Origin of the sequence: Bradyrhizobium sp. STM 3561, from assembly GCF_045571455.1 — a bacterium.
In the GTDB taxonomy this organism is placed as follows: domain Bacteria; phylum Pseudomonadota; class Alphaproteobacteria; order Rhizobiales; family Xanthobacteraceae; genus Bradyrhizobium; species Bradyrhizobium vignae.
The window spans coordinates 6482602-6506899 of sequence record NZ_CP120695.1 but is presented as its reverse complement, the minus strand read 5'-3'; the positions used below and the strand labels follow the sequence as shown (position 1 = coordinate 6506899).

Below are 24298 nucleotides of genomic sequence, written 5' to 3'. Positions count from 1 at the left end.
GGAGACACGCTTATGCGCAGCAAGACCCACGCCAGCGAAGGCACCATGGTCGAATACGTCACCGCGATGATCGGCGGCCAGCTGTTCGGGCTGCCGATCTCCCGCGTCCAGGACGTGTTCATGCCCGAGCGCGTCACCCGCGTGCCCTTGTCCTCGCGCGAGATCGCCGGCGTCTTGAACCTGCGCGGCCGCATCGTCACCGTGGTCGACATGCGCGCCCGTCTCGGCCTGCCCAGACCTGAGGACGGCAAGACGGCGATGGCGGTCGGCGTCGACCTGCGCGGCGAATCCTATGGCCTCCTGATCGACCAGATCGGCGAGGTGCTGCGCCTGCCGGAGGACGGCAAGGAGGAGAACCCCGTCAACCTCGACCCCCGCATGGCCAAGCTCGCCGGCGGCGTCCACCGCCTCGACGGCCAGCTCATGGTCGTCCTCGACGTCGATCGCGTCCTCGAGCTCGAAACCAAAGTGCAGATGGCGGCGTAAGCCAACGAAAACATCGAAGCCGGAGAACCAAAATGAAAACGTGTTTGGTCGTCGATGATTCCAGCGTCGTACGCAAGATCGCACGCCGGATCCTGGAAGGCCTGGAATTCGAGGTGACCGAGGCCGAGGACGGCTCGAAGGCGCTCGAGATCTGTCGGCGCAAGCTGCCCGATGCCGTGCTGCTCGACTGGAACATGCCGGTCATGGACGGTTTCGAGTTCATGGGCCACATGCGCCGCCTGCCCGGCGGGGATCAGCCCAAGGTCGTGTTCTGCACCACCGAAAACAACGTGGCGCATATCGCTCAGGCACTCTCTGGCGGCGCCAACGAATACATCATGAAGCCCTTCGACAAAGACATCATCGCCGACAAGTTCGCTGAAGTTGGTTTGATCCCGGTCGGACAAGCCATGGTCTGAGTGTGTCTGGCCCAAAGTGTTTGGGCCAGAGTGTTTCCAGTACAGCTTCGAAGAGGCCATCCGTGACCCCGACCGAGTACGAGTATCTGCGTAAGTTTCTGAAAGATAATTCCGGTCTCGACCTGTCCGCAGACAAGCAATACCTGATCGAAAGCCGCCTGCTGCCGCTCGCCCGCAAGGCCGGGCTTTCCGGCATCGCCGAACTGGTGCAGAAGCTGCAAGCCGGCTCGCGCGCGCTGATCACCGACGTGGTCGAAGCCATGACCACCAACGAGACCTTCTTCTTCCGTGACAAGGTCCCCTTCGATCATTTCCGCGACCACATCATGCCGGAGGTCATCAAGGCGCGCGCCGGCAAACGCAGCGTGCGGATCTGGTGTGCCGCCGGCTCGACCGGCCAGGAACCCTATTCGCTTGCGATGTGCCTGAAGGAGATGAGCGCGGCCCTCACCGGCTGGCGCGTCGAGATCATCGCCACCGACCTGTCGCAGGAGGTGCTCGAGAAGGCCAAGGCCGGCGTCTACAGCCAGTTCGAGGTGCAGCGCGGTCTGCCGATCCAGATGCTGGTGAAGCATTTCAAGCAGATCGGCGAGACCTGGCAGATCAATCCCGAATTGCGGGCGATGGTCCAGCACCGGCAGCTCAACCTGCTGCACGATTTCGCCCAGCTCGGCACCTTCGACGTCATATTCTGCCGCAACGTGCTGATCTATTTCGACCAGGGCACCAAGATCAACATCTTCAACCGTCTGGCGCGCCAGATCGAGCCGGATGGTTTCCTGGTGCTGGGCGCCGCCGAAACCGTGGTCGGACTGACCGATACGTTCAGGCCAATTGCGGAGCGGCGCGGCCTCTACAGGCCGAACGACCCGCGTGCGGCAGCGGCCAAGCCGGTTCTCGCCGCAGTGGCGCCGCGCATGGCGGCGATGGCGGGACGCTAAGCATGGCTGAAGATGGCAAGGGCGCGGAGCGCGTGACGTTCAGCCGAGGTTATGATGTCTGCATCATGGCTATCGACGGCACCTGGCGGCGTGACTGCAAGCTCAACGCGATCTCCGACACGGACGCCGTTCTCACGGTGGAGGGCTCGATCCAGGGGTTGAACCTGAAAGAGTTTTTCCTGCTGCTGTCGTCGACGGGCCTCGCCTACCGTCGCTGCGAGCTGGTCCGCGTCAACGGCGCCGAAATGGACATCCAGTTCCTGCGCGGCAAGAACAGGAAGAAGCGCGGTAGCGCCGGCGGCCACGACGCCGCGGCGTGATCTGGCCGCAGCCGTCGCCGCTTTTTTCGACACCTTGTTTCACAATTGCTGAAAATATCCGAATCAATTGGCCGCAGCAGCTTTACGCGGCCTAAGCGCGACCCGTGTATCCATCGAAGGTCTCAATCTCAGGATACGGCAATGCCCAGAAGTCCTCTTTCCCCCATCCCGTCAAACCTGCCCGACGTCGCCGAGCGGCGTGCGCTTCAGCTCCTGGTGGTCGACGACGACGCCACGCAGCGCCGCCTGATCACGGTCGCGGCCAAGCAGGCCGGCCACGAAGTCACCGTGGCGCCGTCCGTGGCGGATGCGATCGAGAAGCTGCGCGCTGGGCGCTTTGATTGCGTGACGCTCGATCTGGTGCTGGAGGATGGCGACGGCATCGACGTGCTGCGCGAGATGGCGAGCGCGAAATTCACCGGCTCCGTGATCGTCATCAGCGGCATGGACGGCAAGCGCCGCAGTGCCGCCCGCAGCTTCGCCCGTTCCGTGGGGATCGAGCTTCAAAGTTTGCCGAAGCCGCTGGATCTCGCGGCGCTGCGCATCAGCCTCGCCAATCTGGGCAAGACCGCGATGGGGCTGCCGGCGATCCACACCTGGGGTGGTGTCGCCAACGACGCGATCGTGGAACGGCACCGCGCCTAAAGCGCGGAGCTGCCATGCGATCGGGCGCGGTCGCCCGCCGCGCTTCCGGATTCCGACAGGCATTGCAGGGCGTGGCCGAGGCCCGCCAGGCAGGCGTTGAGGGCCGCGTTCGCGATGGCATAACGGGGCGTGACGTCGTCGAGCAAGAAAACGCCCGCGGAACCTTCCGGATCGCTGCCGTGTTCTTGGTCCATGGCCGCGGCGATCCGGCGCATGCTGGTCTCGATCTGTGCGATCAGCAAGCGAAGGTCTGCCGCAATCAACTCACGGCTCTCGCTTTCGGGCATTGCGACAGGAGGCGGCGTATCGGCCAAATTCAGCATGGATATTCTCCGTCTGATGCAATTAGGCGCCATGCCGCTACTTGTGCGTTAAGTCCATGTCCCGTACAAATACGGGTGGGCCGAATCCGCGCCGAACGCCACAAGTGTTGGCGCGGACGCTAGTCCTTCATGCCAACCGGATGTGGCAAATGGCCGAACAAAGCTCTCGCGGTGAAATCTTCGTGGTCGACGACGACCCTGCCGTCCGCGACACCCTGTCGATGGTGTTGAAGGCGGCGGGCTATGAGGTCATCTGTTTTGCGGACGGCGCAGCGCTGCTCTCCGTCGCGCGAAACCGCACACCGGCTGCGATCCTGCTCGACGTGCATATTCCCGGAAAGTCGGGTCTCGACATCCTGAAGGAGTTGCAGGGCGAGGATTATCCGGCGCCGATCTTCATGATCTCCGGGCAGGGCGACATCGCGATGGCGGTGGGCGCGATCAAGGGCGGCGCGCTCGACTTCATCGAGAAGCCGTTCCGCGGCAGCGAGATCGTCGGCCGGCTCGACGAGGCGATCGGCGCCTATGCGCGCAGGCAGGCGGAGAACGCGTCTCCGAAATTCGGCTCGCTGCATTTCCCCGGACGCGAGCCGTTGACTCGGAGGGAACGCGAGGTGCTGGAGCAATTCGCCTCCGGCGCCTCCAACAAGGAAGCCGGCCGCACGCTCGGCATCAGCCCGCGCACGATCGAGGACCACCGCGCCAACATCATGAAGAAGCTCGGCGCGCGCAACGCCGCCGACCTGATCCGCATCGTGATGACCGCGGCCCAGCGCGCCTCGTAGCTCGCAAGGTCTTTTTCTCTCGTGCCCCGGACGCGGCGCGTCACGTAGTGATGCACTGCAGAGCCGGGACACGCGATGGCGCCCTATGCTTGCAGCGCCTTGCGGATGATCCGCGCCAGATCCGATTTGCGATAGGGCTTTGCGAGCAGCAGAACACCCGAATCCAGCCGGCCGTGGTGGATGATCGCGTTCTCGGTATAGCCTGACGTGTAGACCACCTTCAGATCGGGGCGCGTCTTCTGAAGCTCGTCGGCGAGCTGCCGTCCGTTCATCTTGCCGGGCATGATGACGTCGGTGAACAACAGGTCGAACGGCTTTCCGGCGGCGACGATCGCGAGCGCCTCGGCGGCGTTTGCGGCCTGCAAGGTGACGTAACCCAGCGAATGCAGTTGGGCCAGCACGTAGTCCCGCACCAACCGGTCGTCCTCGACGACCAGAATCGTCTCGTGTCCACCCTCGATCGTCGCTGGCGTCACGCCCTCGCCGACCGCTGTCGGCGTCTTGCCGGGCGGCAGATACATCTTGATCGTGGTGCCGTGGCCCTCCTCGCTGTAGATCTTGATGTGACCTGCGGACTGTTTGATGAAGCCGTAGACCATCGAAAGCCCGAGCCCGGTGCCCTTGCCCGGTCCCTTCGAGGTGAAGAAGGGCTCGAACACCCTGGTCAACATGTTCGCAGGAATCCCGGTGCCGGTGTCGCTCACGGCGATCAGCATATAGTTCCCCGGCGGCACGTCGTTCGCGCTGGCATACGCCTCGTCGAGATAGGCGGCGCCGGTCTCCAGGATCAGCTTGCCGCCGCCGGGCATCGCGTCGCGAGCATTGAGCGCGAGGTTCAGGATCGCGGTGGTGAGCTGGTTGGGATCGACGATCGCGACGCAATTCTCGTCCTCGAACACCGATTCGATCTGGATCTGCTCGCCCAGCGTCGGCCGCAATAGTTTCGCGGTGTCGACGATCAGCGAGTTGATGTCGATCTCGCGCGGCTGGAGCGGCTGCTTGCGTGCGAAGGCGAGCAGGTGCTGGGTCAGATCGGCGCCGCGCGCGGCGGCCTCGTCGATCATCTTCGTGATGGCCGCAAGCTGCGGCTCCTTCGCGACCGCCTCCGCGAGAATCTCGATCGTCCCGGTGATGACGGTGAGAATGTTGTTGAAGTCATGCGCCACGCCGCCGGTCAGCTGGCCGACGGCCTCCATCTTCTCGGCATGGCGGATGCGCTCCTCGGCGGCGATCTTATCGGTGAGGTCGCGGTAGAAGACGTTGAACAGCAGGCCCTCGCGGCGCTTCAGGGCGGTGACGCTCAGCTCGGCCTTGAATTCCTTGCCGTCCCGGCGGCGGCACATCAGCTCGCGGCGGCGGTTCAGCATCCTGCTGTCCATGTTCTCCAGGAATTGCTTCAGCCCCGCCCTGACCCTCTCGCGTTCACTCTCGGCGACGATGAGATCGATCGTGTTCTTGCCGAGCACCTCGTCGCGGCGCCAGCCGAACAGCTGCTCGGCCCGCGAGTTCCAGTTCAGGATGTTGCTGGTCTCGTCGGTCTGCACGAAGGCGTCGAGCGAGGTCTCGACGATGTTGCGGGCCAGCCGCTCGCTCTCGCGCAGCGATTCTTGCGCGAGCCGCGCTTCGGTCATGTCGCGTCCCGCAAAGAAGAAGCGATGCGCCGGCTCGGACCAGCTGCCGAGCCAGGACAGCCAGACCTCGCGGCCGCTCTTGTGGAAGCAGCGGGTGTCGGCGAGCTTGATGCGCTCGCCGCGGCGCATCGCGCGCATCTCGGCGCGGCACTGCTCCAGATGGTCGGGATGAATGAAGTCGGCGCCGCTGCGGCCGATCATCTCGTCCGGCCGATAGCCGAGAATGGTCTCGCTGCTCGGACTGATCTGCGCGATATGGCCCCGCGCATCCATGATCATGATCAGGTCCTGCGACGTCTCGAAAATCTGGCGCCGCTCTTCGAGCTGCTGCTGCAGCGCCCGCTCGGCGCGCCGCGCCTCGGTCAGGCTGCGCGCGCTCCCGGAGGCGCCGATGATCTCGCCCGACGGTCCCCTGATCGGCGACAGGCCGAGCGAAATCTCGACCGGCGTTCCGTCCTTGCGCAGGCGCACCGTCTCGAAGCGTTCGATCGGCTCGCCCCGCGCGATCCGCCGCAAATAGTCCTTGCCATGTTCGCGGCGATCGGGCGGCACAATGATCGACGTGGGCTTGCCGATCGCCTCATCCGCCGAATAGCCATAAAGACGCTCGGCGGCCGGATTCCAGCCCGTGATGATGGCATCGAGCGTCTGCATCACGATCGCATCGTCGGACGATTCCACCGCGGCACTGAACAGGTTCTCGCGCGCCGCGTGATGGCTACGCGCGGCCTCGGTGCGTCGATGCTCCTCGACCTCTCGTTCGAGCGCGGCCGTTTTCGCCCGGGTTTCCTCGACCATCTGGGCAAAGGCCCGCGCCAGCACGCCGGTCTCGCCGCTGGCATCGACGGGTATGTCCGCCGGCCGGCCGCTGCCGATGGCCTCCACCGCCTTGGTCAGACGCCCGATCGGGCGGGTCAATGAGCGCGCCAGCAGAACTGCGAGCGCGGCCGCGGCGAGAACGGCAAGCACGCCGACGAGCAGGGACGTTTTTTGAATGGCGGCCGGCACGTGGCCGAAGACGGACGGGGGAATGGTCACGATGATGGCGACCCATTCCTTGCTCGCAAGCCGTGCCGGCGCGATGGCCGCACCGCTCGGCCGGCCCGACTCATCCGTTGTGAGCCGCGTGGCTACGTCCGACGTGCCGGCGAGGGCCGAGAAGAACGGAAAGTCATTGCGCCAATCGGTGGGATGGCCGTGCAATGAGCCGAATTCCCGCGTGCGGTCGGGGTGGACGAGATAGTCGCCGCGCGAATTCACGACGTACAGCTCTCCTCCCGAATTCCTGGTTGCGCGGATGCGGTCGAGCGCCGGGCGCATGTCGATATTGGCGATGACGATCCCGAACGGCTTGTTATCCGGCGTGAACAGGGGTGTCGCGATGCGAAGAGTCGGAACGTGCGGCTCCGTGGTCCCGCCCTGTCGCGTGGCGAGATCGACGGGCGAAACATAGATATCGCCCGGCGCCAGCCGTATCGTTTCCTGGAAATAGGTTCGCTCGCCCTTGCTCTCCAGTTCGTCGTCGGGGACGATCCGGGCCGTTCCATTCGGGCCGGAGCGGTCAACGCGGACCAGCTCGCGCTGGTTATCGTCGAGACCGATGATGCGAAACTGCCCATAGCTGGGCTTGGCATCGATCTCGGCGACAAGCCGCGCCGCGATGCGCTCGCGCCAGGTTTTCTCGGAGACGCCGTCGGAAGCGTCGATTCCTCCACCGAGGTGAGCGCGGATCAGGCCATTGATTGCCGCGGCGGAGCGATAGCCGGTCAAATCGCCGCGAGCACCGGCGACGTAGGATTCGAGATTGGCTGCGAGCAGGCGCGACTGGGCCTCGACCCGCTCCAGCACCCGCGGAATGACGGCCTGTGTGGTGTTGCGATAGCCGAGCCATCCGACTGCAGCCACGGTGACCGCCACCAGCAGGATCATCGCGATGGCCAGCCGCGTTGCCAGCGTCGTCGCAAGTCTCATGGGGATATTCGCAGGAATGGCCGTGGCGCGGCGCCGTTTCTGCCTTGAAGAGGAGGTGTTCTTGTCATCGGCGGCCGGAGCGGACATGGGCCCCCTCCGGCTCGCCCGCGGTCAGGCAATCATCGACCACGGCAAGCAGTGCGCCGGGTCGGAACGGCTTTCGCAGGCTTGCCAACGCGCCGAGCTTGGTCGCCATCTTCAGGAAGTCCGGCTCGGCATACGCATCCGGCGTAGCCGAACGGCCGGAGATGACGACGATCGGAATGGCCGGGGCCAGCGCCCGGATGTGACGCATCGTCTCCAGTCCATCCATGCCGGGCATGAAGATGTCGAGAAACAGCAGGTCGAACTGGAGGGCTTCGAACAACGCCAGCCCCTTGCGGCCATCGCCGGCGACCGTCACGTGATGACCAGCCCGTTCCAGCAGCAGCCGGATGGTGATCTGTACGGCCGGATCGTCATCCACGATCAGGATGTTGGCCACGTCTGAAATCCTCCGATATCGGATGGGAATGCCCCAGCGACCGCAAATCAAGCCATAAGGTATGAAACTGTTGCGCGGATTCTCGTCTGCCGGCAAGCACTTCGGAGCCGCTCCGGCCGGAGGCGCCGATTTATTGCGGTGCAGCGGCGGGTATGCACGCCTGAGTGCATATCAGAGGCTCGCCTTTGTCCTGCTCGGCGCCTTGCCGGCGATGGACAGCCTGTGAGAAGAGCAGGGCGAATCCTCCGGACAGACAAGAAACAAAATGACAAACAAGAAAAAGACACCCGACCAGCTCCGCAGCGCGCGCTGGTTCGCGCCCGACGATCTCCGCTCGTTCGGCCACCGCTCCCGCGCGATGCAGATGGGCTACGCGCCCGAGGAGTGGAAGGACCGCCCGATCATCGCGATCCTCAACACCTGGTCGGACGCACAGCCCTGCCACATGCACTTCAAGTCGCGTGTCGACGACGTCAAGCGCGGCATTCTGATGGCCGGCGGCCTGCCGCTGGAATTGCCTGCGCTGTCGCTGTCGGAATCGCTGCTGAAGCCGACCACCATGCTCTATCGCAATCTGCTGGCGATGGACGCGGAGGAACTCTTGCGCAGCCATCCCGTCGACGGCGTTGTGCTGATGGGCGGCTGCGACAAGACCACGCCGGCACTGCTGCTCGGCGCGACCTCGATGAACGTCCCGGCGATCTATCTGCCGGCCGGCCCGATGCTGCGCGGCAATTGGAAGGGCAAGACGCTCGGCTCCGGCTCCGATGGCTGGAAATACTGGGACGAGCGCCGTGCCGGAAAGATTTCTGAGAAGGACTGGCTCGATATCGAGGCCGGCATCGCCCGCAGCTATGGCACCTGCATGACCATGGGCACGGCTTCCACCATGACCGCGATTGCCGAGGCGATCGGCATGACGCTGCCCGGCGCTTCCTCGATTCCGGCTGCCGACGCCAACCACATCCGCATGGCCAGTGAATGCGGTCGCCGCATCGTCGAGATGGTCTGGGAGGATCTGACGCCGAAGGTGATCCAGACCCGCAAGGCGTTCGAGAACGCGATTGCGGTGGCGATGGCGATGGGATGCTCCACCAATGCGATCATCCATCTGATCGCGCAGGCCCGCCGCGCCGGCCAGGACATCGGCCTCGACGATTTCGAGAAGGCCAGCCGCAAGGTGCCCGTTATCGCCAACGTCCGTCCCAGCGGCGCTACGTATTTGATGGAAGATTTCTTCTATGCCGGCGGCCTGCCGGCGCTGATGGGCCAGATCAAGCCGCATCTGCATCTCGACTGCATCACCGTCACCGGAAAGACGCTGGGCGAGAACATCGAGGGCGCCGAGGTGCATAATGCCGACGTGATCCGCTCCGTCGACAATCCCATCTATAAGGAAGGCGCGCTCGCCGTGCTCAAGGGCAATCTCGCGCCCGGCGGCTGCGTCATCAAGCCCTCCGCCTGCGCGCCGCGCTTCCTCAAGCATACCGGCCCCGCGCTGGTGTTCGACGATTATCCCTCGATGAAGAAGGCAGTCGACGATCCCAATCTCGATGTCACCGAGGATCACATCCTCATCCTGCGCAATGCGGGGCCGCAGGGCGGGCCGGGCATGCCGGAATGGGGCATGCTGCCGATCCCGACCAAGCTGGTGAAGCAGGGCGTGCGCGACATGGTGCGCATCTCGGACGCGCGCATGAGCGGCACCAGCTACGGCGCTTGCATCCTGCACGTCTCGCCCGAATCCTATATCGGCGGCCCGCTGGCGCTGGTGCAGAACGGCGACCGCATCATGCTGGACGTTGCCGCACGCACCATCAATCTCGATGTCCCCGAAGCCGAGCTGGCAAAACGCCGCGCCGCCTGGAAGCAGCCCGAGCGCCGATTCGAGCGCGGCTATGGCTGGATGTTCACAAAACACATCAAGCAGGCCAATGACGGCTGCGACTTCGATTTCCTCGAGACCGGTTTCGGCGCGCCGATCGGCGAGCCGTCGATTTATTGATGCGTCGTTCCGGAGCGCGAAGCGAACCCGGAAGCTCGAGATTCCGGGTTCACTCGCTAACGCGAGTGCCCCGGAATGACAGATGAGGATATACAAATGACAAAACTCAGCGAAGCCACCCGCAACAAGCTCAAATCCGTTTCCACCGCCACGGTCGCCACCGCCTTGTTCAAGCGCGGCCTGCGCATCCAGATGATCCAGGATGTGCATCCCGTCGGCGCGGGCCAGCCGACCATGGTCGGCGAGGCCTTCACGTTGCGCTACATGCCGGCGCGCGAGGACCTCAACACCATGGACGTCTTCAGGGATCGTTCCCATCCGCAGCGCAAGGCGGTCGAGGATTGCCCGCCGGGTGCCGTGCTGGTGATGGACAGCCGCAAGGACGCGCGGGCGGCCTCGGCCGGTGCGATCCTCGTCACACGGCTGATGAAGCGTGGCGTCGCCGGCGTCGTCACCGATGGCGGCTTTCGCGACTCCGCCGAGATCGCCAAGCTCGGCATCCCCGCCTATCACCATCGTCCCAGCGCGCCGACCAATCTGACGCTGCACCAGGCGATCGAGATCAACGTCCCGATCGGCTGCGGCGATGCGCCGGTGTTCCCCGGCGACGTCATCCTCGGCGATGCCGACGCGTGATCGTGATTCCCGCGCACCTCGCCGATGAGATCGCGAACGAAACTTTTGAGATGACTGCGTTCGAGGATTTCGTCACCGAGGAGGTCGGCAAGGGCCGCGGCATTTTTGGTCTCTATCCCGCCACTGATCCGCAAACGCTCACCGATTTCGCGGAATGGCGGAAGAAGAACGGTCGCTAAGGCCCGCACTGCTCTAGTTCCGGCCCCCCGCGCGCAATTGCGCACTGGCCGGGACGACGGCGGTGGGTGTGGCTACACCCCAGCCGCCGCCATCCCCACTGCCCACAGCGCGAACGCGTACACGATCGCGACCTCGTCGAGCCGCTCGAACCGTCCCGAGGCGCCGCCGTGGCCGGCGCCCATATTGGTGCGCAGGAGAACCGGGCCGCCGCCGGTCATGGTGGCGCGCAGGCGCGCGATCCATTTCGCTGGCTCCCAGTAGGTGACGCGCGGATCGGTCAGCCCGCCCATTGCCAGGATCGCCGGATAGTCCTTTGCCGCGACATTGTCGTAGGGCGAGTAGGACAGGATGGTGCGAAAATCCTTCTCGCTTTCGATCGGGTTGCCCCATTCCGGCCATTCCGGCGGCGTCAGCGGCAGCGTGTCGTCGAGCATGGTGTTGAGCACGTCGACGAACGGGACCTCGGCAACGATGCCGGCGAACAATTCGCCGGCGCGGTTGGCGACCGCACCCATCAGCATGCCGCCGGCCGATCCGCCATGGCCGACGATCCGCCTGGCACTGGTATATTTCGCCTCGATCAGAGCTCGCGCGCTCGCGGCAAAATCGTCGAAGCTGTTCGTCTTCTTCTCGCGCTTGCCGTCGAGATACCAGCTCCAGCCCTTGTCGGCGCCCCCGCGGATATGGGCGATGGCGTAGACGAAGCCGCGGTCCACCAGCGACAGGCGGTTGGCGCTGAACGAGGCCGGCATCGCCATGCCGTAGGAGCCGTAGCCGTAGAGCAGCAGCGGTGCCGAGCCGTCGAGCTCGATCCCGCGGCGATGGAGGATCGAGACCGGCACCTCGGCGCCGTCATGCGCCTTCGCCATGATGCGCGTGGTGACGTAGTCGGCAACGTTGTGGCCTGACGGAATCTCCTGCCGCTTGCGCAGCACGCGCGTTCGTCTCGCCATGTCGTAGTCGTAGACCTCCGATGGCGTCGTCATCGACGAATAGGTAAATCGCAAATTCGTCGTCTCGAATTCGTAAGAGCCCATCGTGTCGAGCGAATAGGCGGCCTCGTCGAAAGCGATGGCGTGCTCTTCCCCGCCAGCGAGATCGCGGATCACGATCGCCGGCAGCGCATGCGCGCGCTCGAGCCGCACCAGATGGCCGGCATAGAGATCGAGGTCGATGATGTAGATGCCGGGGCGATATGGGATCAGATCGCGCCAGTTCTTGCGCTCGGGTGAGCTGAGCGGCGCGGTGACGATCTTGAACTCGATGGCATCGTCGGCATTGGTGAGGATGAACAGTTCGTCGCCGCGGTCGGCGATCGAATATTGCACGCCTTCCTCGCGCGCTGCGACGAGGCGCGGCGGCGCTTCGGGCTTGGCGAGATCGATCAGCCGCTGCTCGCTCGTCTCGTGATCGCCGCCGGCGATGACGCAGAAGCGGCCGCTGGTGCTCTCGTGCAGATGGGTGAACCAGCCGGCATCCTGCTCCTCATAGACCAGCGTATCGTCGGCCTGCTTGGTGCCGAGCCTGTGCCGCCACACCTGCATCGGCCGATGATTGTCATCGAGCTTCACATAGAAGAAGCTCTTGCAGTCCGCGGCCCAGACCACGCCGCCGTCGGTCTCTTCGACGAGATCGTCGAGATCTTTTCCCGTCGCCCAGTCACGCACGCGGATCGAAAAATACTCCGAACCTTTTGTGTCCGCGCTCCAGGCCTGCAGCTTGTGATCGTACGAGTGGCGGCTGCCGCCGAACTTGAAATATTTGTGGTCCTTGGCGAGCGCATCGCCATCGAGCACGATCTCGCCCTCGCCGCCGTCGCGTGGCATGCGGCCGAACAGCTCGTGCTGCCCGCCCTCGCGAAACCGGCGAAAATAGGCAAAGGGCCCGTCCGGCGACGGCACGCTGGAATCGTCCTCCTTGATCCGCCCCCGCATCTCGCCCACCAGCGTCTTCTGCAGCGCCGCGGTATGGCCGAGCAGGCTCTCGGTGTAGCCGTTCTCCTCATCCAGATATTTGCGGATGTCGGGATCGAGCACCTTGGGATCGCGCAGCACCTCCTGCCATTTCTCGTCCTTCAGCCAGGCATAGTCGTCGGTCACGGTGATGCCGTGCCGGGTGAATGAATGCGGCCGGCGCGGGGCGACGGGCGGGGTCTTGCTGGCGGTGTTGGGCAAGTCGATCCTCGGAGCTGGGATGTGTCTTGCCTCTATATCAGATCGAATGTGGGGAATTTAAAGAAGGCTGCTGCCTCGCGCTCCCGCTCCGACCTGAGGGCCCGCCATCGGCGGGCGCCTCGAAGCATGCGCTGTGGGCGAGCTGTCCGCGACTCTCGATAGATGCGATCGCGCTGCCGCAAGCGGGCAGGGATGAAGCTACGCCGCCACCTCTTCGCCGAGATACGACACCGCCGCCTCGAGCCCGCCCTTGCCGTGCGGGATACTCAGCGCGTTCAGCCCGACCTCGATCACACCGAGCGTGCCGAGCAGCATCGGCGCGTTGACGTGGCCCATATGGGCGATGCGGAAGGCTTGTCCCGAGAGATCGCCGATGCCGGTGCCGAGCACGACACCGCATTTGTCCTTGCAATAGCGTTGCAGCACGGCCGGGTCATGGCCGTTGCTCATGGTGACCGTGGTCACGGTGTTGGAGCGCTCGCTGGCCTCGGCCACGTTGAAGCCGAGCACCTGGCCTTCCGACCAGACGGAGACCGCGCGGCGCGCAGCTTCGCCGAGCAGGCTGTGGCGGCGGAAGGCGCTTTCAAGCCCTTCCTCGTATAGCAGGTCGATCGCCTGGCGCAGCGCGAACAACAGATGCACCGGCGCGGTGCCGGCATATTTGCGATAATTCTCGGTGCCCTCGCGCTCGCTCCAGCTCCAATAGGGCGTCGACATGTTGGCCTTCTTGTGCACCTCGAGCGCGCGCGCGTTGGCGGCGACGAAGCCGAGACCTGGCGGCGTCATCAGGCCCTTCTGCGAGCCGGACATCGCGACGTCGACGCCCCATTTGTCCATCTCGAACGGCATGCAGCCGAGCGAGGCGACGGTGTCGACCATGTAGAGCGCGGGATGGCCGCTCGCCTTGATCGCCTTGCCGATCGCCTCGATATCGTTCTGCACGCCGCTGGCCGTGTCGACCTGGACGACGACGACGGCCTTGATCTTGTGCTCCTTGTCGCGGCGCAGGCGTTCCTCGACCTCGTGCGGCCGCACCGCGCGGCGCCAGTCGCCCTTGAGCACCTCGACCTCGGCACCCATCAGCGCCGCCGCATTGCCCCAGCCGATCGCAAAGCGCCCGCTTTCCAGCACCAGCACCTTGTCGCCGCGCGACAGTACGTTGCTCAGCGCCGCTTCCCAGGCGCCGTGACCGTTGGCGATGTAGATGTAGGATTTGCCCTTGGTCGCAAACAGTTTCGAGATGTCGCTGAGCAGGCTCTCTGTCAGCTCGAGCATCTGCTTGGAGTAGATGTCGATCGCCGGACGGTGCATCGCCCGCAGCACCTCGTCGGGCATCGTGGTGGGCCCGGGGATGGCCAGAAACTCCCGGCCCGCGCGAACGGTCATTGCTGTCGGTCCTTGTTGCTTGAGAACAGGATGGTGGGTCGCTGAATCATACCTTTACGCGGCGGCGGCGTGTGAGAAAAGCGCGTAAAACGCAGGTCTGGCGTGGTTTTTTGCTTTGAGCATGGTCTCGTCGGAAAGCCGCTTCACACTTTGCGCCAACGCGGCCCTTCGGGTCCGGACCATGCTCTATCGCTTCGTCTCGCGGCAGCCGGCGGCCTCCGCCTCCTCGACCGAGCAGAACCAGCGGGTGCCCTTGCTGATCTTCATCTTGATCTGGGCGTACCAGCGGCTGGTCGGCTGGTGATAGATGCATTCGCCGGCGCTGTTCACATTGCCCTTGATGGTGCAGTCCGGCGAGGGCGCGACCGGCCCCGAGGCCGACGCGAGCAGCACCGCATGCGCTCCCTCCGGCGGCGCGGTGGCCCCGAGGATGGCGGTCTTCTTGTTGCGGACGCGCCAGTCCCAGGGCGCGATGAAGGCGCCCTGCCACATCCCGGCCTTGGCCTCGCGCGCGGCCTTTTCATCCGCCTCATAATCCCGCGACATGTGGGTGTAAGCCAGTGCCCAGCCGCTGCGCACCAGCCATTTCTGGATGTCCTCGCCGCCGACCTCGCAGCGAGCCACGGTGCGCCCGCGCCGGTCGATCGCGCGGGTGTGGCAGACCCAGGTCTTGCCCTCGGCGTATTTGGCGAGCTCGTCGCGGGCCGCGACGCCGCAGGTCCAGCGCTCGCTCTTGGTGTTGAGACAGAGCTGATCGACTGAGGGCGCGTCGATGCCGCCGAGCCGGATGCGCGTGTTGCCGATCACCACGGCATCGCCGGCGCGGACCTTTGCCGTGCCGGTGATATCGGCAGCGTGCGCGAGCGAGGGGGCGAGGAAAGCAAGCGCAATCAGGAATCTTCGTAACATGCCTGTCCGGGTGTGATGAAAATCTCGATAGACGGCGCAATTGTGGTCGGCTTTTGGCCGCTCGGCCAGCGTTTGCCTGACAGGAGGACTTTCAACTTCCCGTCATTGTCGGCTTCTTACCCTCCCCTGGAGGGTCCCTGGAGGGGAGGGTCGGCATGCTATCGAGCGAAGCGAGATTGCATGACGGGGTGGGGTGATCTCTCCACTCGGGCACTGTTCGTCGCGGAGAGACCGTCACCCCACCCCGCTCGCGCTACGCGCGATCGACCCTCCCCCTCCAGGGGAGGAAGGACACATCACCCCCGCGCCATCGCCCTTTTCGCCGCTGCCAGTGCCATCAGCACGAACGCCGAGGTCACCTCCGGTCCGCCCACCAGAATCCGCGTCGGCGTCTTCATCTTATTCCATTCATAGGCGCGGAACGGGCCGCGGCGGCCGCCTTCGCCGAGGCTCGCGATGATGACGTTCAAGGCGGGCGCGAAGGAGCGCGGGTCGGCGCCGAGATGGCCGAGCGCGATCAGCGCCAGCGCGGCGTCGAACACGTTCATCTCGGCGGCCATCAGCTCGCCCTTGACGTAGGACAGCACGCGGTGGCGGATGAAATCGAAATCGCCGCCGGGATCGATCGCCGCCTGTGCCGACAGCGGCAGTGCCAGGAAGGCGGCATAGCAGCGGCCGAAATAGGCGCTGTAGAGTTCCGGCAAATAATAGATATGCGAGCGCGGATTGGCGAAGGCGCCGCTCGCCGCCAGGCGCTTCTGGAAGCCGATGATCCGATGCACGGTTGCGAGCCGCGCCGGCGTCTCCAGGATCTTCCAGCGTGCGAGGTTGCGAAAGCTGACCTCGAGAATGTCGAGATTGAGCGTCGGATCGAGGTCGTTGCCGTAAGGGCGCTCGCCCGCGAGATTGTCGATCCAGGTCGCAACCCCGCCCTCATAGTCGATATTGTCGTTGAGCGGCACGGTCACGCGCGGCGTGTTGACGCCGGCGCGCACCTGATAGCCCGAGTAGAAATCCAGGAGCGGCTGGTCGATGATGGGATCGGTGCAGCCGGCCTGCGTCGCCGCGGAGATCGAGCAGGCCGTGGTGTCGCAATCCGGCACGTAGATTCCGAAGCCGAGATCCTGCTTGATTTGCGCGAAGTAGCGGGAGAACCGTGGATGCGGCGCCGGCGCCAGCGCGGTGATGACGTTGAAGCGCGCGCCATCGATGCCCTCGACCTCCTCGCGGCTGATGTTGACGCAGAAATCGACCATGTCTGCGATGGCGCGCTCTGCCGCGATCTTGTCGGCCGGCGAGGCGAGCCCGGTCTCGACATAACTCAGCAGCGCCTCGATGAAGAACGCGTCGTAATAGGCGGAGCGGTGGCGGATCTGCACCGGCTCCCACATCGGCTCGGCAATGCCTTTCCAGGGCGGATTGACCACGGCGCGCGCGGGCGAGCGCGCGATGAAGACGCGGGCGAGGTTGAACAGCAGCGAGGAATTCTTGTACCCGCGTGCGTTCAGCCCCGTGAGCGCCATGATCAGCTCACGTCCGCGAAAATCGGGGTCGCCGATCAGGTTGAAGGCGGCATAGGTCGGCAGGAAACCATTGCGGCGGTACGAGCCGAGCAGATGCTGCGCGCAGTCGCGGATCGCGCCGTCGATCTGTGCGCCCTGCGGCAGGGCGGCGTTGAACGGCACCGGCGGCGGCTTGGGATGGTCGAGCGCGATGCTGTCGACGAGATCGGCGATCGGCCGTCCGACCGCCGCCCAGTCTGGCTCGACCTCGTCGCGGGCGCGGGTGAGCGCCTCGCGCAGCCGGCTCAGCTTGGCTTCGTCGCGCAGCTCGGGCAGGCCGGCGCGGCGGAGCAGTATCCGCAGCGCGGGATTGCCAAGTGCGGTCTGGTAGAATTTGGCCAGATGAGGATCGCCACCGGCCGCATCGGACAATACGGGATCGCAGACGTCGTAAAGTGAGGGGCCGTCCTTCCGCGCCGTCAGCGCCCGGCAGGCGGCGCCGGCAAAATAATGAAAGCTCATGAAATACCTGGTCGCGGGGGGCCCGGCCGGGGCCGGCGAGCGCGCAGCCGTTCGCACACCACCCCCTGCAAGTCGTTGAAAAGGCTACCCGGATTCGCGGAAAATACAAATGTGATAGGCGTCACAGAAAGGGCCGGCACGAAGGCTGCATGAGGAGCGTCCGGAAGGCTACGGGGGAGCCAAGAATGCATGAACTTGGTCTGGAGGATTAACCAATATATTCAGACGCTTAGCTCAAATTTTGAGCAATCTATTGCCCCAGGGCCTATATGCGGTTAAGGGTTTGTTTGGTGCGGCGCCGCAAATTGCGCGCAATTCGGGGGCACTTCCCCGGCCAATCCCTCAAACCCAAAGCCGCTATCGCGCTACTCAAACAGTGTGCGCGCGCTTGGCTGGACTTTGGCACAGGAAACGAACCGAGATGAATGTAAAGCAGCTCGACCTTTCCCGACGTACGATCGCCCTCGCCGCAGCCCTCGTCGGCACGGTGTCGCTCGCGATCGGCGCCCATGCTGCTCTCAACATGCGTGCGATCGATGCCGCCAAGGCTGTGACCACCGAACAGATCACCGGTTCGATCGGCCAGAGCTCGCGTCTCGCGCTCGTCATCGGCAATGGACATTATCCCGACGCCAACGCGCCGCTGACGCAGTCCATCAACGACGCCCGGGCGCTATCCTCGTCCCTGCGCAAGAACGGCTTTGACGTCGACATGGTGGAAGACGCGACCAAGGACGACATGGTCCGCGCCGTGGGCCGCCTGAAGTCCCGGATCACGCACGACAGCGTCGTCATGCTGTTCTTCGGCGGCTACGGCGTGCAAGCGGGACGCGAGAGCTACATGCTGCCGGTCGATGCCGTGATCTGGAAGGAAAGCGACGTCCGCCGCCATGGCGTCTCCATCGACGGCGTGCTCGAGATGATGAAGGAGCAGGGCGCCAAGGCCAAGCTCGTCGTGGTCGACGCCTCCCGGCGTAACCCTTACGAGCGCCGCTTCCGCTCCTACAGCCACGGCCTCGCGCCGATCAGCGCGTCCGACAATGCGCTGATCCTCACCTCCGCCTCGCCCGGCAAGGTCGTCGATGACGGCAAGGGCGAGCACAGCGTGCTGGTCAGCGAGTTCCTCAACAATCTCAGCAAGCCGGGCAGCGCCGAGAGCATCTTCAACAAGACCCGCCTCGCCATCTCCCGCGCCTCAGAAGGCGACCAGGTCCCGACCGTGTCGTCATCGTTGCTCGAAGACGTCCATTTCGGCGAAGCCGGCGGTTAGTTTCTTACCCTCCCCTGGAGGGGGAGGGTCGATCGCGCGAAGCGCGAGCGGGGTGGGGTGATCTCTCCACTCGGGCACCGCTTCAATGGATAGACTGTCACCCCACCCCGCTTCGCATTTCGCTACGCTTCATGCGAAGCGACCCTCCCCCTCCAGGTAGGGTTATCGCAGATGGCGAGGGCGGAGAGAAGGAAGTCATTATTCCATCTGGCTTGGAGCATTTTGTGGCTGATGCGGGCAGGACCGGGCGTTGCCTGCAGGGTATTGATGGCCAGCTTGCGGATGAGGGCGAGATTTTCGGCGGCGTGATCCTTGCGGCTGCGGCAGGCATCCTCGTCGAACAGGACGTCGAGGACCCAGTGCAGGTTGTTCTCGATGCTCCAGTGGGCACGCACGACCTCGAGCAGCTTTTTGGCCGACAGCAAGCGCGAGGCGAGGAAGTATCGGACCGTGTGTTTGACAGCCTTGCCAGAGTTGGCGCGCCAACTGTCGATGCGACCGACTGCGGCGATAGCGGGGAAGTCGTATTGTTTCGCCAACTGAGGAGCCGGCGCGACGATGGCCTGTCGGCGTTCGACGCGGCCGTGGGCGGTGGCTCTTCGTTGACTCGCTCGCGCGGGCTTTCGGACTGTGTCGACCAGCGTCTTGACGGTCTTGAACAGCCGGCCACGATTGCTCTTGATGGCCAACACGTAGTGCCCCTTCCGGTCGCGGATGGCCTGCGCGGTATCGGGCCGGCAATGCAAGGCATCGGCGGTGACAAGAGCTCCATCCAGATCGAGCAGGGCGAGGACTTCGAGAGCCCCGGCAACCTCGTTGCGGTTGGGAGCCTTTCTCTGGGCCAATGCCATGCGAGTGCCTGCGGCCCAGACATTGACCATATGCAGCGGCGTGGCCTGCCGGCCCCGCGTGTAGGCCCCGCGCAGCGCCTTGCCGTCGATGCTGACCACCCCCTTGATGCCGAAGCTCTTGCTGAACTTGCGCAAAACCGCTTCAAGCCCCTTCGGGTCCAGCGCACGGAAGACATTGCTGAACGTATCGTGGCTCGGGATGCCGTGCCTGAGCTCCAGGAAGCGCCGCAACAGCTCCTCGCGGCCTTGGCCAAAGAACTCGAACTCGGTGCAGGTCTTGGCGCCAGCCAGCGTCGCCGCCAAGGCGATGACGAGGATCTCCACAAGATCATGTCGGGTGTTGCTGGCGCGCGGGTCCTTGAGCGGTCGAAACAGGCGCTTGAGCTTGCGCATTCAGGTCTCCCTCTGGAATCGAGAGACACCCAAAGAATCCAGTTCCATCCGCTTGGCAACACCCTGCCAGCACCATATGCGATTCCCCTACCCCTCCAGGGGAGGGTGAAGGATCGCGGCTGCTACTTCGCTGCTTCCGCGCTCGCCATCACCGGACGCACCGGATCGCCTTCGCGCAGCAATGCGCCGGCGCGGGCGACGACGACATCGCCTTCGTTCAGGCCGTCGCGAACCTCGATATTGCCGCCCGACATCAAGCCGATCTCGACACGCTTGGTCTCGACGCGGTTGCGGCGGATCACCTGCACCACGGTGCCGGCGGATGAATATTGCACGGCGGTGAGCGGCACCGCGACGTTGCAGCTTTGCCCGGTCTTGATCAGCGCCCGCCCGCTCGCGTTCAGGAGCAGCCGCTTCTGCGAGGAGATGCCGATATAGACCATGCCCTGCTGGATGTTCGGCTCGACGGTCGGGCCGATCCGGCGCACCTTGCCGCTGATGTCGCCGGCGCCCGCGATCCTCACGGTGGCCTGTTGATTGACGGCGAGCTTGCGCACATCGGTGGTGGCCACGAGGCCGACGAGATCGTATTCGCTGCGCGCCACGATCGTGAATAGCGCCTCGCCCTTGGCCGAGGCGAAGTTGCCGATCTGCGCAGTCGAGGTCGCGATCACGCCCGCCACGGGCGCGGTGACCTGAAGCGTGCCGCCTTCGGGCAGCGCCAGCCGCGCCAGCACCTGGCCGGCGGTGGTGGTGTCGCCCGCTTCCGCCAGCACGTCCGTGACCTTGAGGCCGGGACGCTCGGGCCGCACCGAGGTTTCCTCCCGCGCGATGATCGTGCCGGTGGCTTCGACGATGTCGGAGAAGCAGGATTTCGCGACTTTCAGCACCGTGACCGCGGGTCCCTTGGGCGCATCGTCATCGGCCGCGCCGGCCGGATAGGGACTGAAGACGAGCACGCCGGCGACGGCTGCGGGGTACAGGTTTCGAACGACGGCACGGGACAAATGACGCATCGGAAATTCCACAGGGGCTATGCCTCCAATCGATAGCAGATGGCCGCCGCCCGCACTACGGCCGCGTGGTCCCGAGAGAGGATGCCGCGCCGCCGCAGGCAGTCGCGGCAAGTCCTTGATTACAAGTCCTTGATTAGTCGCAGGATTGGAGAAGAGGTTCGCCCCGAAGACGTCACGCCGCAGGCCGGCGTTGACCGTCAGCCGCGCCGATCGCCCAGCAGCTTGCCGGTGGTCCGATCGATCAGATGCAGCCGCGTGCAGGCCGGACAGGATACGGACACGTGGGTGCGATCGTCCGGCTCATCAGTAAGCCGATGCTGCACGTTCAGGTCGGTCTGAGGCATTTGAAGACGATCTGTCGGTCCATGCCCGCTGATATGGCCCGAAGGCGGACGCTGCGAAATTACGGATGTTTACGTAGGTCCGTCGCCGCGGCCCCTCACGGCAGGCTCAGGAATTCGACCCAGTTCGGCTTCTTGCCGGTGGGGTAGGATTTCAGCCTGGCCAGTGCGCCGCTGCTCTGGTCGATGGCATAGACCGTCATGCCGTCCGAGAGCTCGCCGACCGCAGCGAGGTAGCGCCCGCTTGGATCGATCTGGAAGCCACGCGGCTGCTTCTCGGTCGGCACGCTGCCGATCGTGGTCAGCTTGCCGCTTGATGCATCGACCTTGTAGGCGGTGAGCGTGCTGGTGGTGCGCTCGGAGGCGTAGAGGAAGCGGCCGTCCGGCGTGATGTGGATGTCGGCGGCCCAAGCCTTCTTATCAGACTCTTTTCCGGAGAACCCTTCCGGCAGCGCGGTGGTGCGCTGGATCTCGTCCCATGCGCCGCTCCGCGCTTCATAGGTGAATGCCGCGACATCGCCGTTCAGCTCGTGGAGGAGATAGACGAACTTGCCGCCCGGGTGAAACACGAAGTGCCGCGGCCCCGACTTTTCCGCCACCTTGTGGGCCGGCGGATCGCTCGGCGTGAGCGTACCGGCCGCGGCATCGAAGGCGAAGCTCAACACCTGGTCGGAGCCGAGATTGGTCGCGAACGCGAAGCGGTTGTCGGGCGAGGGCAGGAAGGCGTGGGCGTTCAGCCCGGTCGGGATCACCTGCTTGGGCTCGCCGACGACGCCGCTGGCAAGAAGCGGATTCAGCGCCACCTTGTTGCCGCCATAGGAGGCGCTGAACAGGAACTTGCCGCTGCGGTCGACGGCGATATGGGCCATGCTGTCCGCGAGCGGTCCGTTGCCGAGATGGCTGAGCTGGCCAGTCTTCGGGTCGATCGCAAAGCTCACCGCGAGGTATGGCTGCGAGCGGACGCCGGCAATCATCACGCGGTGATCGGGTGTGATCGCGAGCGGCGTCGAGGAGCCGGGCTTTTCGACGCCTTTGAAGGCGGCCGTCTGCACCGGTATCATCTCGCCGCTCTCGCTCATCTTGAACACGCTGATGTCGTTGCTGTCGGCGTTGCCGACATAGGCGAAGGTTTCGGCCATGCCGGCACGGACTCCAGAAATGACAATGAGAGAAGCGAACAGGGAGATGGCGATCGCAGCGCGTGGTGCGCGCGATGCGATGCGTCGGATCGGTCTCAATATGGGCTCCTCCTGAAAGCCGGCTCGCGGCATCGTCCTTTTGCCGCGAGGATAGCGGGAGGCGCGCCGCCGCACCAAATTCCAATTGGGATCGATCGATGCCGAAATGGTATCGGTCGCAGGATGATGAGTTAACGCACCGCCGCCGTGCGGGAGGGCAGATGCGGGCTGGACGGGCGGTCCGGCGGCCCGAGCATGGTCCACACGGTGACTGCAACCAGGGTGGCGGTCATGATGGTCCAGACGATCAGTCGTTTTCGCATCAGGCCAATCCGTCGGTAGAAATCGCGATGCACCAGGGCGCCAGCTCCATCGTGCACTGCAAAGATGGGCGGTTCTATGAGTTCGTTCACAGTGCGAAAACGGCCGATCCTGTTGCGAACCAATGCCGTGCGAACGCATTGAACCGCATGCCCCGCGAAAACGATCTCGAAGGAAAGCCCGACATGGGCGGCAAGCATGGCGGTCAAGCCGGTCAGCCCAAGCTTGCGCCGCGGCCGCACCAGGGCGAGCACGACGAGGACGTCGTGGCAAAGCGCCACACCGGCCAAACCGATCGGACACCGCCACCGACCAAACAGAAATAGCGCCCGGCCCGTCCGCGCGTCGTCGGGCCGGGCTCGCGCTGGAAACGCCGGCATCGCGATGCGGTTAGCCCGGTGCGGCGGGCGCGAAAGAGAGTGAAAGCGAGAAAAGGGAGGCTGGCTCGTGTTTTGGATCTATTGGGACACCGCCTGGTCGCTGATCATCAGCGGCATCATGGTCGCCACCATCGTCAGCCACCCCGACGCCGAATTCGCCGAAGTGCGTGCGGCCCGACGTTCGATGTGAGCTTCCCGATCCCGCGGAGCTCGTCGCGGTTCAGATCATGCTGCCGGGCATGAAGCAGCGGATCATGGGACGGCCGTTGACGTAATAAGGCCAGACCATGGTGCGCCCGGCGCGGTTGGGCTCGGTGATGACAGTGTCGTCGGGCACATTGACCCAATTGCCGAGAAGCCGTACCCGGTAATGTCCGTCCCGCGTCTCCCAGTCGACATCGGCCAGCGCAGTGCCGTCGGCGTCGGCACAACAGGGGCCGCCGCCCTTGCTGTGCAGGCTCTCGAACCAGCCCTTGAGGGGAGAGTTGGCGTAGCGCCCGTCGTCGCGGGCCTCCGCGGAGAGCCCGATGACGGCTGCAACCACCACGAGAGGGATCGTTCTGAAAGACAAGACCGCCATGTCACCTCGCTCGCTTCTCGCACGCGCGCGCCACGACCCCGGCGAAAAGCCGCCTGCGTTGCGCGTGATGCAATGTTGACAGGTGCCCGCCGGCCGGAGTTCCCGGCCGTCTCAGCGAGTCGATAACCACGAACTCGGAGGTTCGATCCTATTCTCGCGGTGACGGTGAACGGTGGCGCGGGGAAAGGCGCCGGACAATTCCGGACTATCGCCCTTCATGCAGCGTCTCGCGCGGGCTCACGCGAATTGCATGTCTACCGATCTTCGGCGGCTTGTTGGCGATCGCGATCATGATATCAAGAACAGATGTTACGGACCCTCTGGCGTTTTGATCTCTTGGCGCAAGGATCGTGCAGTCGATCATCCATCTCGCGTCGAACAGTCCGACAGCAGTCAGTCTCCGCTTCACCGCGTTCGCCGTGCAGATGGCGATAGGTATGTAACCAGGCGGCGGGCCGGAGGCGGCCAGTGCGGCAGGAGCGGCGAGTGTCAGAGCAAGCGCCAGCCGTGGCGCGGTGCGAAAAAAATCGGTCACAGGAAATTCCTTAAAAATATAGCCGCGGTGCGGCCTCGCGCATTTGACGCCGAGGGGACCTCGCCGGGTCATTCCGGACGCGCCGGGATGGAGGCATAATCCCATCGACCGTCT

23 protein-coding genes and 1 pseudogene are annotated in these 24298 nt (G+C 64.7%); 10 read left to right on the top strand and 14 right to left on the bottom strand.

Annotated features, from left to right (window positions below):
- Nucleotides 1–12: 12 nt before the first annotated feature.
- From P6U28_RS30855 to P6U28_RS30835, 5 genes are all read left to right on the top strand, one after another.
- Nucleotides 13–486 (top strand): chemotaxis protein CheW, encoded by a 474-nt coding sequence (locus P6U28_RS30855; protein WP_209296672.1) that lies wholly within the window; start codon nucleotides 13–15, stop codon nucleotides 484–486.
- A 32-nt stretch (nucleotides 487–518) separates the two neighbouring features.
- Nucleotides 519–905, top strand: coding sequence for a response regulator (locus tag P6U28_RS30850; RefSeq protein ID WP_129146386.1), 387 nt, complete (start codon nucleotides 519–521; stop codon nucleotides 903–905).
- Between the two features lie 62 nt (nucleotides 906–967).
- Nucleotides 968–1846, top strand: a complete 879-nt coding sequence (locus P6U28_RS30845; protein ID WP_129146385.1) for a protein-glutamate O-methyltransferase CheR — start codon at nucleotides 968–970, stop codon at nucleotides 1844–1846.
- A 2-nt stretch (nucleotides 1847–1848) separates the two neighbouring features.
- Entirely contained in the window at nucleotides 1849–2166 is a 318-nt protein-coding gene (locus tag P6U28_RS30840; RefSeq protein WP_122400451.1) for a PilZ domain-containing protein, read from the top strand.
- 141 nt (nucleotides 2167–2307) lie between these two features.
- A complete protein-coding gene (locus P6U28_RS30835) occupies nucleotides 2308–2811 on the top strand; it encodes a response regulator (protein ID WP_122400452.1) in 504 nt (167 codons plus the stop codon).
- On the opposite strand, the gene P6U28_RS30830 is transcribed toward P6U28_RS30835, so the two are convergent.
- Nucleotides 2808–3134 carry a hypothetical protein gene (locus P6U28_RS30830; protein ID WP_122400453.1) on the bottom strand — a complete coding sequence of 109 codons (327 nt, stop codon included), beginning with the start codon at nucleotides 3132–3134 and terminating at the stop codon, nucleotides 2808–2810. The genes P6U28_RS30835 and P6U28_RS30830 overlap by 4 nt on opposite strands.
- A 149-nt stretch (nucleotides 3135–3283) precedes the next feature.
- Here P6U28_RS30830 and P6U28_RS30825 point away from each other — a divergent pair, with 149 nt between their 5' ends.
- Entirely contained in the window at nucleotides 3284–3919 is a 636-nt protein-coding gene (locus P6U28_RS30825; RefSeq protein WP_129146383.1) for a response regulator transcription factor, read from the top strand.
- 83 nt (nucleotides 3920–4002) lie between these two features.
- Here P6U28_RS30825 and P6U28_RS30820 read toward each other — a convergent pair whose 3' ends face one another.
- Together P6U28_RS30820 and P6U28_RS30815 are read right to left on the bottom strand one after the other, a co-directional pair.
- Entirely contained in the window at nucleotides 4003–7608 is a 3606-nt protein-coding gene (locus P6U28_RS30820; RefSeq protein ID WP_129146382.1) for a PAS domain S-box protein, read from the bottom strand.
- Nucleotides 7586–8005, bottom strand: a complete 420-nt coding sequence (locus P6U28_RS30815; RefSeq protein ID WP_129146381.1) for a response regulator — start codon at nucleotides 8003–8005, stop codon at nucleotides 7586–7588. The genes P6U28_RS30820 and P6U28_RS30815 overlap by 23 nt, the downstream gene beginning before the upstream one ends.
- Before the next feature lie 265 nt (nucleotides 8006–8270).
- On the opposite strand from P6U28_RS30815, the gene araD reads away from it, so the two are divergent.
- A complete protein-coding gene (gene araD / locus P6U28_RS30810) occupies nucleotides 8271–10010 on the top strand; it encodes an L-arabinonate dehydratase (protein ID WP_129146380.1) in 1740 nt (579 codons plus the stop codon).
- 96 nt (nucleotides 10011–10106) lie between these two features.
- Nucleotides 10107–10825, top strand: a pseudogene (locus P6U28_RS30805) (ribonuclease activity regulator RraA).
- Nucleotides 10826–10897: 72 nt separating this feature from the next.
- Here the strand turns inward: P6U28_RS30805 and P6U28_RS30800 are convergent.
- From P6U28_RS30800 to P6U28_RS30785, 4 genes are all read right to left on the bottom strand, one after another.
- Nucleotides 10898–13000 carry a S9 family peptidase gene (locus P6U28_RS30800; protein ID WP_129146414.1) on the bottom strand — a complete coding sequence of 701 codons (2103 nt, stop codon included), beginning with the start codon at nucleotides 12998–13000 and terminating at the stop codon, nucleotides 10898–10900.
- 198 nt (nucleotides 13001–13198) lie between these two features.
- Nucleotides 13199–14386: a pyridoxal-phosphate-dependent aminotransferase family protein gene (locus tag P6U28_RS30795; protein WP_407120421.1), complete on the bottom strand. Its 1188-nt coding sequence runs from the start codon at nucleotides 14384–14386 to the stop codon at nucleotides 13199–13201.
- A gap of 186 nt (nucleotides 14387–14572) precedes the next feature.
- Complete coding sequence (locus P6U28_RS30790) at nucleotides 14573–15295, bottom strand: thermonuclease family protein (protein ID WP_129146413.1); 723 nt, start codon at nucleotides 15293–15295, stop codon at nucleotides 14573–14575.
- A 296-nt stretch (nucleotides 15296–15591) separates the two neighbouring features.
- On the bottom strand, nucleotides 15592–17319 hold the full coding sequence (locus P6U28_RS30785; protein ID WP_129146412.1) for a hypothetical protein: 1728 nt from the start codon (nucleotides 17317–17319) through the stop codon (nucleotides 15592–15594).
- Nucleotides 17320–17740: 421 nt separating this feature from the next.
- On the opposite strand from P6U28_RS30785, the gene P6U28_RS30780 reads away from it, so the two are divergent.
- Nucleotides 17741–18589, top strand: coding sequence for a caspase family protein (locus P6U28_RS30780; protein WP_122400462.1), 849 nt, complete (start codon nucleotides 17741–17743; stop codon nucleotides 18587–18589).
- A gap of 122 nt (nucleotides 18590–18711) precedes the next feature.
- On the opposite strand, the gene P6U28_RS30775 is transcribed toward P6U28_RS30780, so the two are convergent.
- From P6U28_RS30775 to P6U28_RS30755, 5 genes are all read right to left on the bottom strand, one after another.
- Complete coding sequence (locus tag P6U28_RS30775; protein WP_407120420.1) at nucleotides 18712–19833, bottom strand: ISAs1 family transposase; 1122 nt, start codon at nucleotides 19831–19833, stop codon at nucleotides 18712–18714.
- A gap of 122 nt (nucleotides 19834–19955) precedes the next feature.
- On the bottom strand, nucleotides 19956–20849 hold the full coding sequence (locus tag P6U28_RS30770; protein ID WP_164937189.1) for an efflux RND transporter periplasmic adaptor subunit: 894 nt from the start codon (nucleotides 20847–20849) through the stop codon (nucleotides 19956–19958).
- 197 nt (nucleotides 20850–21046) lie between these two features.
- On the bottom strand, nucleotides 21047–21193 hold the full coding sequence (locus tag P6U28_RS30765) for a hypothetical protein (RefSeq protein WP_164937184.1): 147 nt from the start codon (nucleotides 21191–21193) through the stop codon (nucleotides 21047–21049).
- Nucleotides 21194–21288: 95 nt separating this feature from the next.
- Nucleotides 21289–22431, bottom strand: a complete 1143-nt coding sequence (locus P6U28_RS30760; RefSeq protein WP_164937192.1) for a lactonase family protein — start codon at nucleotides 22429–22431, stop codon at nucleotides 21289–21291.
- A gap of 128 nt (nucleotides 22432–22559) precedes the next feature.
- Nucleotides 22560–22979, bottom strand: a complete 420-nt coding sequence (locus tag P6U28_RS30755) for a hypothetical protein (RefSeq protein WP_162500029.1) — start codon at nucleotides 22977–22979, stop codon at nucleotides 22560–22562.
- Nucleotides 22980–23136: 157 nt separating this feature from the next.
- Between P6U28_RS30755 and P6U28_RS30750 the strand changes: the two genes are divergently transcribed.
- Nucleotides 23137–23259, top strand: coding sequence for a hypothetical protein (locus tag P6U28_RS30750; RefSeq protein ID WP_256375944.1), 123 nt, complete (start codon nucleotides 23137–23139; stop codon nucleotides 23257–23259).
- A 30-nt stretch (nucleotides 23260–23289) separates the two neighbouring features.
- Here P6U28_RS30750 and P6U28_RS30745 read toward each other — a convergent pair whose 3' ends face one another.
- Together P6U28_RS30745 and P6U28_RS30740 are read right to left on the bottom strand one after the other, a co-directional pair.
- A complete protein-coding gene (locus tag P6U28_RS30745; protein ID WP_122400466.1) occupies nucleotides 23290–23649 on the bottom strand; it encodes a hypothetical protein in 360 nt (119 codons plus the stop codon).
- Between the two features lie 205 nt (nucleotides 23650–23854).
- Nucleotides 23855–24184 carry a hypothetical protein gene (locus P6U28_RS30740; RefSeq protein ID WP_407120419.1) on the bottom strand — a complete coding sequence of 110 codons (330 nt, stop codon included), beginning with the start codon at nucleotides 24182–24184 and terminating at the stop codon, nucleotides 23855–23857.
- Nucleotides 24185–24298 lie beyond the last annotated feature (114 nt).